The organism is Acidobacteriota bacterium (assembly GCA_040752915.1).
GTDB lineage: Bacteria > Acidobacteriota > UBA4820 > UBA4820 > DSQY01 > JBFLVU01.
On the sequence record JBFMHB010000074.1, the window covers coordinates 1 to 12298 of the forward strand.

Genomic DNA, 12298 nt, shown 5'->3' on the forward strand with positions numbered 1-12298 from the left:
GCGAGCAAGGGCCGCTACGGTGGAGGCCTTCGTGGGGGGAGGGCGCGGGGGCCCTCCCCTACGAAGAAGGGAGGCCTTTGGAGAGAACAGATCGGCGTCTGGCGACGCCTCCCACAGGGACAGGCATGCGGTGTCTATGGTTCGGTCCCTCGCTCCGGCCGACCGACCGGAGAGGCGCGTCCCGACGTGGACGCATCCGGGGCGCCTTCGAGGGGAATCCCGCCGGGGCTCCTTGGAACCAAGACCCGCGCCGCTCCCCCGTAGGGCCTCCTCGAAGGTAGGGCTGAACGTGGACATGGAGGTGGCCCGCCCGAAGGGCGGACGGGGCGAAGGGCCGGGGCGGAGAAGCGTGTGCGCTTCGACGGAACGGCCGAGCCCCGGAGGAGGCGCCAAAGGCGCCGGGCCGGGCGCGCCCGCACGCGGGCGGGGCCTACCGGGGCCGGTGGGCCAGCACGTTCTCCAAGGCGGCGAGGACGCCTTCGGTGGTGTGGGCCTCGGGGACGGCGGCGGGTTCGAGGCCCGCCTCCCGCAGGGCGGCGGCGGTGGTGGGGCCGATGGGAAGGCAGGCGGCGGCGCGCAGGACGTTTCGGGCCGACTCGGGGATCTGGCCCCAGAGGGCCCGCACGGCCGAGGGCGAGGCGAAGAGGGCGGCGTCGAGGCCCTGCTCCAGGGCATAGACCTGCGAGTGGGTCAGCGCCAGGGCGCGGTTTTCGTAGCAGACCAGGCGCGTCACCTCCCACCCGGCGCGTTGCAGGATTTCGTGGAGGTCCTCCCGGGCCTGGTCGCCGCCGGGCGCGAGGAGGCGTCCGGGGGGGACCTTGGAGGCGAGGCGCTCCCCCAGGGCGCGCCCGGTGTGGGGGTCCGGCACGAGGTCGGCCTCCCGTCCGCGGGCCTTCAGGGCGCGGGCCGTGGCGGGCCCCACGGCGGCCGTGCGCAGGCGAAGGGGCCAGCGAACCCCCGCCGCGTCCACCCAGTCCAGAAAGTGGCGGACGGCGTTCTCGCTCGTGAAGGCGCACCAGTCGTAGGAGGAGAGGGAGGCCAGCGCCTCCTGGGCGGCCCCGTTGGGTGGAACGGGCGCGATCTCGAAAACGGGGATCCTCAGGACGTGGCCGCCGGCGGATTGAATGGCCTCGGCCAGCCGGTCCCCCTGGCCCGCGGGGCGCGTGACGAGGACCCTCCGCCCCACCAGGGCGCCCATCTCAGGCTCCCGAGAGGAGGGCGGCGGCCCCCCGGTCCATGAAGACGGCCAGGAGGGAATCGGCCAGGGCCTCCCCACCGGAGGCCGGCCCCTCGGCGCGGTCCCGGATGTGGCGGTCTCCCGACACGGTGGAGAGGAAGCCCCTGAGGACCATGCGCCCGCCCTGGATGGAGGCGTGGATCCCCAGGGGGGTGGTGCAGGAGCCGCCCAGGCCGCGCAGGAAGCGCCGCTCCGCGTCCACGCACAGGCGGGCCGGAGCGTCCTCCAGGGGGCGCAGGAGGTCCAGCACCGCACCGTCGTCGCGCCGGGCTTCGATGGCCAGGGCCCCCTGGCCCACGGCGGGGATCATCTCGTCCACCGAGAACGGGCGGGTGATGCGCCCCCCGAAGCCCAGCCGCTTGAGCCCGGCGGCGGCGAGGACGGCGGCGTCGATCTCCCCCGAATCCACCTTCTTCAGGCGCGTCTCCACGTTGCCGCGAAGGCCCCGCACGTCCCATTCCGGGTGGAGGAGCAGGGCCTGGTGGCGCCGCCTCAGGCTCCCGGTGCCCACGCGGGCCGCCCGGGGGAGGGCCTCCAGGGGGCTCCCCTGAGGCAGGACGAGGGCGTCGCGGGGGTCCTCCCGCTGGGGGACGCACGCCAGGACGAGGGCTTCGGGGTTCTCGGCGGGGTAGTCCTTGAGGCTGTGGATGGCCAGGTCCGCCCGGCCCTCCAGGAGGGCCACCTGGATCTCCTTCACGAAGAGGCCCTTGCCGCCCACCTCCAGGAGCGCGCGGTCCTGGATCAGGTCCCCGCTCGTCTTCATGGGGACAATCTGAACGCGCAGGCCCCCGGCGAGGGCCTCGAGGCGGGACTTCACGTAGTTGGCCTGCCACAGGGCCAGGGCGCTTCCCCGAGTGGCCAGGCGGAGCTTCGTGAGGCTCACGATTCCTCCCTCTCGTCTCCGCCTTCGGCGGGAAAGAGCTGTTTGAAGATCTGGAGGGCCTGGGCCGCCTCCTCCTCGAGGACGAGGCGCTTGACCTGGGTGATGGGTGCGTGGAGCACCTTGTGGACGGTTCGGCGCACGGCGTTGCGCACCACCTCCTGCTGTTTCGAGGTGAGGGGCCCGAGCTTCCGGAAGGCCTCCTCCACCTCCGCCTCCTGGATGCGTCCCACCCAGCCCATGAGCCCCTGGATCACCTCCGAGAGCTGGCGGTGCTCCAGGAAGCGGGCGTACAGGTCGAGCTCCGAGGCGATCATGGCCTCGGCCTCGGCGGCCCGCCCCTTTCGCTCCTCCAGCCCCTCGTCCGCCACCTGCTGGAGGGAGTCGATGTTGTAGAGGTAGACCCCGTCCAGGTCGCCCACCTCGGGCTCCACGTCCCGCGGCACGGCGATGTCCACCAGGAAGAGGCTGGCCCAGCGCCTCAGCTTCATGACGGTCTCCGCCATGGCGCGGAGGATGATGGGCCTGGGGGCTCCCGTGGAGGAAATGACGATGTCGCTGTGGATGAGGGCCTTGGGGAAGTCCTCCCAGGGCACGACCTCGGCCCCGAAGGCCGAGGCGAACTCCCGGGCTCGCTCCAGGGTGCGGTTGGCCACCTTCACCTTCTGGACGCCGTGGTCCACGAAGTGGGTCGCCACGATGCGGCTCATCTCGCCCGCGCCGAGGAGGAGGATGCGCTTCTGGGAGAGGTCGGCGAAGATCCCCCGGGCGAGGTTGAAGGCCGCGTAGGAAACGGTCACGGGCCGCTGGCCGATGCCCGTCTCCGTCCGCACCTGCTTGGCCACGTGGAAGGCCTTCTGGAAGAGGAGGTTCAGGGGGGCGCTCACGGAGCCCGCATCCCGGGCCAGGAAGTAGGCGTCCTTCACCTGACCGAAGATCTGCGGCTCGCCGAGGATCATGGAATCCAGCCCCGAGGCCACGCGGAAGAGGTGGGCCACGGCCTCCCGGTTCCGATGGACGTAAAAGAGGTCCCGGGCGAAGGGGCGCCCAGGGCTCCGCCAGGACTCGAGGAGGTCCAGGAGGGCGCCGGAGTCGGCGCCTTCGGGAACGTCCGCGTAGAGTTCCACGCGGTTGCACGTGGAGAGCAGAACCGCCCCCTGGGCCAATCCCCGTTCGGCCAGGGCCCTCAGGAAGGGCCCCTTCTCCTCGTCGGCGAAGGCCAGGCATTCGCGCACGTCCACGGGCGCCCGGGTGTGGTTGAGACCGATCAGCAGAAGGTCGCTCAATGCCAGAGGATCCCCAAGAGAATCAGGACCGAAAAGGCCGCCCCCGCCACCACGAGGTAGGAGCGCCGCCGGGGGTGGACCCGGGCCGAAATCCAGCCGTAGATCGCGAAGCCGAGCACCAGCCAGGCCACCACGCTCGCCCCCTCGAGAACCCCGGGGCGCCACTCGGTGCGCTCCCCGTGGAGGAGGCCGTAGAGGACGGAGGAGAAGATGCCGAGGGTGAAGAGAGGATACCCCGCCAGGAGGAGGCGCGTGCTCCACCGCTCCGCCTCCTCCAGCGAGGGAAGGGGCAGGGGGGAGGGCGCCCGGCGCCGCCGCAGGCTGTGGTCCTGCATGATGAAGATGGTGGCGTAGAGGAAGGAAACGAAGAAGAAGGCGATGCCGAAGATGAGCAGAAAGATGTGGACCGCGAACCAGGCCGTGTGGAAGTAGGGCTTCACCTCCACGGGCGTGTCGGGGATGGCGGCCCCCAGCACGTAGCAAAGGGTCACCAGGGGCATGAGGAAGAAGGTGAGAATCCGGCTTCGGTGAAGGGGGTAGAGGAGAAAATAGAGCGCCATCACCGCCCAGGCGGTCAGCTGGAAGAGTTCGTGTAGGTTCGTGGCGGGAGGCACCCCCGAGGCGAGCCAGAGGCGCGATTCGCCGGCGGTCTGGAAGGCGAAGCCCGCGGCCGCCGAAAGGACCGTGGCCACCCAGAGGGCCTTCTCCCTGAACCCCCCGTAGAGGAGGGCCATCCCCATGGCGACCACGTAGGCCAACAGCGCGACGTTGAAGAGCGTCATGGGAGTCTCCCGGCGATCCAGCCGCCGCCGACGACCGCGTCGCCCCGGTAGGCCACCGCCGCCTGCCCGGGCGTCACGGGGTGGGTGGAATCGGTAAATTCTACCACCACCCCTTCCGCCCCTTCCAGGAGACGGGCGTCCAGGGGCTCGTGATGATACCTCACCTGGACCCGCGCCGTCTCCGGCCGCTCCTCCGGCGGGACGTGCCAGGTCCAGTCCTTCGCCAGAAAGCGCCGCGCCCCCGCCCACGCCTTGGGGCCCACGGTGACCTCCCCCGATCCGGCGTCCAGGGCCACCACGTAGAGGGGGTGCGCGTCGGGGATTCCCAGCCCCCGCCTCTGGCCCACCGTGAAGCGGTGGATTCCGTCGTGGGAGCGGAGGACCCTCCCGTCCACGTGGCGGATGAGGCCCGGACGCCTGTCCTTCGCCGCCAGGCGGCTTTCCACGAAGGCGGCGTAGTTCCCCTCCGCCACGAAACAGATGTCCTGGCTCTCCGCCTTCTCCGCCGTGGGCAGCCCCGCGCGGCGGGCCCGCTCCCGCACCTCCTCCTTGACGAGTTCTCCGACGGGCAGCGCCAGCCCCTCCCTCTGCGCCTCCGTGAGGGGGAAGAGGACGTAGGACTGGTCCTTGTCGGCATCCCGGCCCCGGAACAGGCGCGGGCGTCCCTCCACGGGGACGATGCGAGCGTGGTGGCCCGTGGCGAGGGCCGAGAAGCCCGACTGTCGGGCGTACTCCCAAAGCGTGCCGAACTTCACCCTCTCGTTGCACCGGATGCAGGGATTGGGGGTTCGGCCCCGGGCGTACTCCTGCACGAAGGGCTCCACGACGAGGCGTTCGAAGGCCTCCTGGTGCTCCAGGGTGCGGTGTTCGATCCCGAGGGTCTTCGCCACCGCCCGGGCGTCGCAGGCGTCCTCCAGTCCGCAGCAGGATTTCCGGACAGACGACGCGCACGAGTCGTACAGGCGCAACGTCACGCCCACGACGTCCCAGCCGGCTTCGAGAAGGAGGAGCGCCGCCACCGAGGAGTCCACCCCCCCGGACATGGCCACGAGGATTTTTCGTCTCATCCGGTTACGGCAGGTCGTCGGTGACGATCAGCATGAGCGTGGTGACGCCCACCCGGAACTCGGTCTGGTTCTCGATGGGCAGGGACGTGATGCGCTGTTCGTTGACGTAGGTCCCGTTCGTGCTTTTCAGGTCGCGCAGGGTGATGGCGCCGGCGCGGAATTCCACCTGGGCGTGGCTTCTCGAAACCTCGCTGTCGCTGAGGACGGCGTCCGCGGGCGGGACCCGTCCGATGACGAAAACGGGGCGGTCCACCGAAAAGATCTTCCCCGTGTCGGGGCCCTGGATCACGGCGATGGAGACCCGCTTTCCGCCGGGCATGGCCAGGAGCTCCTGATCGGGGACCTGGCTCCCGCTCCACGTCCCCTCCACCTTCTTGAGCTTCTGGGTCGAAGGTCCGGAAGAAGGGGGCTCGGGCGGGGCCGTGGCCTCTTCCCGGACGGCCTCGATGGCCTGCCCGCAGGAGGGACACTGGAACCGCATCCGGGGCTTTCCCCCGAAGTGCTTTTCCTCCAGGCGGAACTTCTTCTGGCAGGACGGACACGTCACCACCATGGGCGGCTCCTTCGCCGGGCAGTCTATCGGCGCGCCTAACCCCTGTCAACCCAAGCCGTTGGGGGCCTCGTCGAAGGAGGCGCCACCTCGCGAAAACTAGGCCCCCGGGGTCTTGCGGGTCCCCCGTCCGATCGCATCGCGTCCCTCGCTCCGACCTCGAAACGGGAAGAGGGACAGTCCAGCCCTCCCGGACACCCGCCCCCATCTGGTCGCCTCCCCTTCCTCTCGCCGTCCCGCTCCGTGGGTTGTAGCGCGCCACCGTACGGCTTGACGGTCGGCAAAGGGGAGGATATGTTCGGAAGCAAATCCGGGGAGGGGGAGAATGGCCTGGAGAACGGGGGCGGTCGTCTGGTTCCTGGGCTTGATGGGGCTGGCTTCGCGGGCCTTCGCGCCGGTGCCGCCGTCGGTGCCGGCGGAGCTTGCGCGGGGAGAAGGTCAGCATCTGGCCCGGTTTTCTGTCGGGGGGGGGGGTAGCGCCCCCCTCGGGGGGTAGATCGGTCTTTCCTTCGCCGGGCCGGGGTGTGGAGCCCAAGGCGCTCGATCCGGTGGTGCTTCAAGTGGAAAAGGTCTGGAACGCGGGGACGGGCGCCTGGGACCTGACCCTGGACTGGAGCGGGGGAACGGCGCCCTTCACCGTGTCGCGGTGCGGGGAGCCCTCTTTTCAAGCATGGCCCGCCACGCTGGCCCAGGGCCTCGACGGGGCGCCCTTCGAGACGGGGGAGGACCCGGGCGCCCCCCTCGAGTGCTTCGCGGTGACCGACGGGGAAGGCGTGAGCCCCGCCGTCGAGGCGATCGGCTACGACCCGGCCCCGCGGCCCGAACCGCCGGTGCTGTCCGCCAACGGGCTGTGGTGGGGGGACACGGTGACGCTGCAGGGCAACTACCTCGACCTGCACCCTGGTGCGGACTTGCTTTCCTTCGGGGGGAGGGAGGCGGCGGCCTCCTCGGTGGTGGACGGGGGCCAGGGCTTTGCGACGGCGGCGGACTTTAGGATCCCCGACGACGCCCGGGGCGCCCACGCCTTCGTCTCGGCCCGGGGCCAAGTTCCCGCCCAGGCCCCCTTCCTGGAACTGCACCCGAGGGGCCTTCCCGAGTACGCCGGACTGCGGGCCGTGGTCTACGCGCCGCAGACGGGCCATATTTGGGTGGCGGCCGACGGAAGGGTGGACGAGGTGGACCTCTTTCAGCGCGACCCGGTGGTGCTCCGCTCTCTCACGGGCTACGCGACGCCCTGCCTTTCGCGCGTGACGACGGCGGGGACCCTCCTGGTGGTGAACGGCGTCGCCGGGGTGTCTGAGGTGGACGAGATCGACGTGGAGACGGGGGCCGTCACGAAGTTCGCGGACACGCACGCGGGGACCTTCACGCGGAACATCCTCCCTGTGGGGATCGCCGCCGATCCCGACGGAAGCGCCTGCTACATCGCCGACTCCCTGTACGGGGCCGGGGCCAGCCGCCTGGTCAAGATCCCGCGGAACAACGCCACGGCCATTCGGGACAGCTACGGGAACTGGACGCAGTGGTCTTTCCCCGACCCCTGCGGGATGGAGGTGGGCCTGGGTCACGTGGTGCGGGCCGGGTCCGCGGACGGCTGGATCGGCTATTGCCCCGACGCCACCCACACCTACCTGGACGCGTACACCGACGGGGCCCCCCGCAGTCTGGAGGTGGACCGGGACGTCTCCCTCCTCACCTACGACCGCTATTACTACTACGGCGATCCGGGCGCCTGCATGGCCTTCAACGGGAACGACCTGGCCTCGGCCCCGGCCTCCTCACCGCCGAGCCACCTCGGCGCCGTGGTGTACGCCGAGGAGGGGCACCTGTGCGTTCAGCCCCTCTGGGCCTACGCCGTGCAAGGGGAGGGGCCGAAGCGGGTGATCCTCAACAACGGGGGCCAGGACCTTCCGTACCCGACAAGCGAGCAGATCGCCGACGGCCTTCTGCAACTTCGCGTGCGGGGGTGGAACGGCGTGCCCCTGAAGCTGCGCCTGGAGGACCCGCCGGACTATTCGGCGTATATCCCTTGGGACAGCTGGACGCCCAAGCCGGGCAAGACGGCGGCCCTGCCCTACGTGGCGAACGACAACGAAGTCTGGACGGAGGATCCCCCGCCGGCCTTCGGGCTGTCGGCCTATTCGAGCGGGCCGTATGCGCAGGAACTCACGGTGACGCCCTCGGGAGACCACACGGCGGTCTTTTACCTGAAGCTGCCCCCGCGGTATTCGGGGGACAACTGGCGGGTGGCGGTGTACAAGATCGACCCCAAGACGGGGCAGGAGGTGCCGAACCAGCTCCCCTCCCGCTCGCCGATCTACACCGGCTGGAAGCGGGTCTTCGTGGAGAAGGACCGGATGGTTCGGAGGGGAGGGGTGCTCTATGCGCCGGATGCGCAGAATATGACGATTCCTGCGGGCCTTTCCAGCCTGAACGTCTTCAAGGGGCCCTCCGGAGCGCAACTGGACAATCTGGCCGTGGGGGACAAGGTTGCCATCTTCGACGCACTTCACCCTTTCGAAGGGATGCACGAGGAAGCGTTCATCGGAAGTATCGACAGGACGGCCAACGCAGATTATGCGATCGTCACGCTGGTCACGCAACGGGGCGGAAGCACGCCGTACGTGACGCAGAACAGCTACCAGGCCTCGCCCAACCATGCCGGCACCCACTACCCGGATTTTTCCCTCGGCGCCTGCGCCGCGTTGGGGGTCGTGAACAGCTCGGACGGGCTGATCTACGACACCTCTACCAACCAGATCAACGGCCCCGGCTCGTGCTTCTACGACGCGGACCTGAGGGACGTGGAGGAGCCGTTTCGGGATGGCTACGTGGAGGTAGTGGCCCGAAGGGAGGGCAGCGGGGCGGTGCCGTATTTGCCGGAGGCGTGGTTCGATTGGGCGAATGGTGACCCCGGCCGCTTGCCGATGCTTCACGCCTTCTCGAACCTCTGGTTTGCCAACAAGCAGCTCGGCCCCTCGCCCCCCGATCTGGTTCCCAAGAACTACTTTCATGTAGTGGGGGCTTCCTCTTCTTCCAGCATGTACGGGGGCACCTTTTACCTGAACGACTGGAGTTTCTTGTACCAAGGAAAGATCGAAGCGGATTTCTCGAGTTTCGGCGAGCGCGCGCATGTGCAGCAATGGGTGTGCGCCCACGAATTGGCCCACCAATTCAACCTGAATCCGGAGGTTTGCACGCACCACGACAACCGTTTGGCCTGGTGCGAGAGTCAGGCCCACTGTGGGGCGGGTGGAACCGTAACCGCGAAGTGCTTGATGAACGTGGACCCGAGCGATTATGAAGTGCGGATGAAATCGGGCATCGCGCGCTTCTGTGAAGAGGATCTGCTCAAGGGAAAAGAGCCTTCCGCAGGGACCATCACGTGCGGTGGGGTGGAAGAGCCATGGGAGAAGCACGACGGCAGCCTCCGCACCGATACGGATCCGCAATAGGAGGAGCGAATGTCCAACAAACGGTTTTGGCTCGCGCTGGCCATGGGTGCCGCCATCACGACCTTTGCGGAAAGCGGCCTGGCGGAAATGGGCTTCCACATCAGCCCTCGTTCCTCGGCTCTGGTTAAAGGTGAAGAGGTATGGCTGACATTTGAGATGCGGTGGTCGACGGATGTTCGTCTTCCCATGTTGCCCTGTGGGGCAGACCCGGACATCTGGACGGAAGTGGTTTATCAGGACGGTCAGGTTCGGGAATGGATGAACGGCCAGGCCCCGCTGCGGCTGCCAAAGCGTCCCCCCGTGGACTGGAAAGCCGGAGAACCACTGAAGGGGGAGATTTCGGTGCTGCCGCTATGTGAGCCTGGGGAGTATCGGCTTCGTCTTCATTATCGACTTCATACGGACTGGCCGGACCGGAATCAATACTGGGATGGCCAAGTTGTATCCAACTGGGTTCAAGTCACAATCCTAGAACCACAGGGGGAGGATTTGCAGGTTTGGCAGAATTGTCTGCGCGCTGTTCCAAAAAAAGACTGTCAGGCCTTTCGCAACTGGTACCTTTCCCAATCCTCGTTCCTCCTCGCCCGCTACCCCACCTCCACGTACGCGGGGTATGTGCTGGTCAAGCTGGGCGGAGGGATGTCGCTGGAAGAAGCTTCGAGGGTGACGCCCGAGGTTCGGGATCAGGTCTGGTACGTTCCGACCGGAGCGAGCAGGGAGAAGCAGGAAGAGCATCGGCGGATGGTTCGGAAGAAATATGAGGAATTTGTTTCGCAAGCGCGAACTTTCCTCGCGGCGCACCCCGATTTTTCGCAGCGCGCGCTGTTAAGAAAGCAGTTGGCCATCCACCTTTTCTACCTGGATCGTGCGCAGGAGGCGTGGGCGGAAGTCGAGGCTCTTTCCAAGCTGGAGGGTCCCTGGGCAGAAGAAGCAAGGGCGCTCATGGAGTGCAAGGCGCGCTCCCGGAAGAGCGCTGGTGGAGGATAAGAGACCGCCGTGGGCGTGATCTCCGGCTGCGACGCCTCGACGAACCAGATCAACGGCCCCGGCTCGTGCTTCTACGACGCGGACCTTCGGGACGTGGAGGAGCCGTTTCGGGATGCCTACGTGGAGGTAGTGGCCCGAAGGGAAGGCAGCGGGGCGGTGCCGTATTTGCCGCCAAGTTTCTTTGCGGGCTTCCAATTTGCCCCTGGGGGCTCCTGCAGCAACATCGTGACGCAGCCGGTTCCAGGGTACGATTTCGGCCCGATGTACCGCTTCGGATGGCTGTGGTTCGCGAACCATGGTGCTAACAACTATATTTGGCTATGCGGTGCCGGACAGACGGCGCCGCTGGACGGCTGCACGGTGGGTTGCTCGGGCCAGTATCCCATGCCGCAGTACCTGGGGCTAAGTGCGGCGAATAGCCAGGAGTCGTTCGTTTTCGCTGGACATCACGAATTGTATTGTAGTTACACGCCGAACGGCGTTCGGGAAAATACAAACCACGAGCTTGGACACGACTTCTTTGTAAATCCCACGGCTTCCAGCCAAGGTCACGATAACCGCTGCCAGTGGACGGCGGATGAAGCCGCTTCCTGCTCGACGCCGCCAGCGGCTTGCGCCGATCCGAACACCGCCTGCTTGATGAACCCTTTGCGAGAGATATGGACCAACCAGCACCGCTTTGACAGGTATGAGTTGCTATGCGGAGACTCCGGCTGTCCCAACGGCCAGCCGGGTTGTTGCTCGGCCTGTGCTCTTCCAGGCAATGGTTCCATTCGGCGATTGAACGACCCAGTACAAGGAGTTGCGCCATGACGAATAAGAGACCGTTTTTGACGCTTGTCATCCTTGCCGCTGCCAACGTCTTGTGGGCGCAAACCTTGCCGTGGACACCCAAACTCACCATGACCAGGGAAACCTGGTTGCCTGGAGAGCCAATTTCCGCGACCCTCACGCTTACAAATGCCAGTGGATCTCCTCAGCCCTTCGAGTGGCACGGCCAATTCTTTCTTGACGGAGCCTCCACTCCCTGTGTGGACCGTCTTTTGCCTGTTCCGGGCAACCCCATACCCGATGCGGGAGGCATAGGTTCAAGAACTGCGACACCCCCGCTCCTGGAGGCGCCGGGGAGTGTGCATACCATCGAATTCGCCGTCACGCGGTGTTGCAACCTGCTGGCCCGGGCACCCGAAACCATCGGCCGCCACCGCTTGTGCTATCGCGAGCCGAGCGAAAATGGCATAGAAAAAGAAGCCTGTATTGAATTCTTCATCGTATCGCCAAAAGATTCCGACGCAGCCGCGTTGAACACATTCCCCCCTACTCTAAGAGATGTGGTTTGTGATTCAGCTTCCTTGAAAGCCGATCTTCTAGAGTCATTCCCCACCTCCACGTACGCGGGGTATGTGTTGGCGAAGAAGATTCCCGATTATTCGAATCCGCTCTTCCACCCCGTGCCGCCGGAGGAACAGGTGCGCCGAAGCCGGGAGGAAGGACAAACGGTCGTTTCGTTTCCGGAAGAGGATTTCGAAGCCTACTTCACCCAACTGGATCGCTTCATGAAAGGGGGCAACGTTCCGGAGAACCTACGCCCGGTGCTGTGTGGGTTTTATGGAGATCTCCTTGTTCAGCGGGGTCGGTTCGCCGAGGCAGCGGAAGCCTTCCGGCATGCGGTACAGCAAGAGCCGCAGGATGCAAAGGGAAGAGCCTATTATCAGCGGTCGCAGGCATTTTTGCGTGCTCTGGAAGAGAAGAAGAGCGGCGGTGCAACGAACCAGAAAGCAGGCGCCTAGCCTCCTCCGAGCCGATGGCCTGCCCTGCGACGCCTCGACGAACCAGATCAACGGCCCCGGCTCGTGCTTTTACGACGCGGATATGCGGGACGTGGAGGAGCCCTTCACGGACGCGTACGTGGAGGTAGTAGCCCGATGGGAGGGCAGCGGGGCGGTGCCGTATTTGCCGGAGGCGGTCTTTGACGCGGGAGGGGCCGCTTTACGAGTGCGGTTCTCAAAGCTCTGGTTCAGCCACTGGACGGAAGACCCGGGTGAGGCGCTTCA

General features: G+C 66.9%; 11 protein-coding genes. 5 read left to right on the forward strand and 6 right to left on the reverse strand.

From position 1 onward, the window contains the following. Window positions 1-430: 430 nt before the first annotated feature. From AB1824_11515 to AB1824_11540, 6 genes are read right to left on the reverse strand one after another with little or no spacing between them, the layout of a single operon-like run. A complete protein-coding gene (locus AB1824_11515; protein ID MEW5765593.1) occupies window positions 431-1198 on the reverse strand; it encodes a uroporphyrinogen-III synthase in 768 nt (255 codons plus the stop codon). 1 nt (window position 1199) lies between these two features. Then, the gene (gene hemC, locus AB1824_11520) at window positions 1200-2120 is read right to left on the reverse strand and encodes a hydroxymethylbilane synthase (protein ID MEW5765594.1); all 921 of its coding nucleotides are present in this window, start codon (window positions 2118-2120) and stop codon (window positions 1200-1202) included. After that, window positions 2117-3403: a glutamyl-tRNA reductase gene (gene hemA, locus AB1824_11525; GenBank protein ID MEW5765595.1), complete on the reverse strand. Its 1287-nt coding sequence runs from the start codon at window positions 3401-3403 to the stop codon at window positions 2117-2119. Before hemA ends, hemC begins: the two co-directional genes overlap by 4 nt. Next, window positions 3400-4185 carry a cytochrome c biogenesis protein CcsA gene (gene ccsA, locus AB1824_11530; protein ID MEW5765596.1) on the reverse strand — a complete coding sequence of 262 codons (786 nt, stop codon included), beginning with the start codon at window positions 4183-4185 and terminating at the stop codon, window positions 3400-3402. The genes hemA and ccsA overlap by 4 nt, the downstream gene beginning before the upstream one ends. Continuing rightward, on the reverse strand, window positions 4182-5252 hold the full coding sequence (mnmA, locus tag AB1824_11535; GenBank protein MEW5765597.1) for a tRNA 2-thiouridine(34) synthase MnmA: 1071 nt from the start codon (window positions 5250-5252) through the stop codon (window positions 4182-4184). The genes ccsA and mnmA overlap by 4 nt, the downstream gene beginning before the upstream one ends. Before the next feature lie 4 nt (window positions 5253-5256). Then, on the reverse strand, window positions 5257-5805 hold the full coding sequence (locus AB1824_11540) for an FHA domain-containing protein (protein MEW5765598.1): 549 nt from the start codon (window positions 5803-5805) through the stop codon (window positions 5257-5259). A 521-nt stretch (window positions 5806-6326) separates the two neighbouring features. Here AB1824_11540 and AB1824_11545 point away from each other — a divergent pair. The 5 genes from AB1824_11545 to AB1824_11565 form a co-directional block, all read left to right on the forward strand. Continuing rightward, window positions 6327-9257, forward strand: a complete 2931-nt coding sequence (locus tag AB1824_11545) for a hypothetical protein (protein MEW5765599.1) — start codon at window positions 6327-6329, stop codon at window positions 9255-9257. A 9-nt stretch (window positions 9258-9266) separates the two neighbouring features. Next, window positions 9267-10244: a hypothetical protein gene (locus AB1824_11550; GenBank protein ID MEW5765600.1), complete on the forward strand. Its 978-nt coding sequence runs from the start codon at window positions 9267-9269 to the stop codon at window positions 10242-10244. 9 nt (window positions 10245-10253) lie between these two features. Further along, complete coding sequence (locus AB1824_11555; GenBank protein MEW5765601.1) at window positions 10254-11057, forward strand: hypothetical protein; 804 nt, start codon at window positions 10254-10256, stop codon at window positions 11055-11057. Continuing rightward, on the forward strand, window positions 11054-12034 hold the full coding sequence (locus tag AB1824_11560) for a hypothetical protein (GenBank protein ID MEW5765602.1): 981 nt from the start codon (window positions 11054-11056) through the stop codon (window positions 12032-12034). Before AB1824_11555 ends, AB1824_11560 begins: the two co-directional genes overlap by 4 nt. Continuing rightward, window positions 12006-12298: hypothetical protein (locus AB1824_11565; protein MEW5765603.1), on the forward strand; the 293-nt coding region annotated here is incomplete at its 3' end. The genes AB1824_11560 and AB1824_11565, both read left to right, overlap by 29 nt.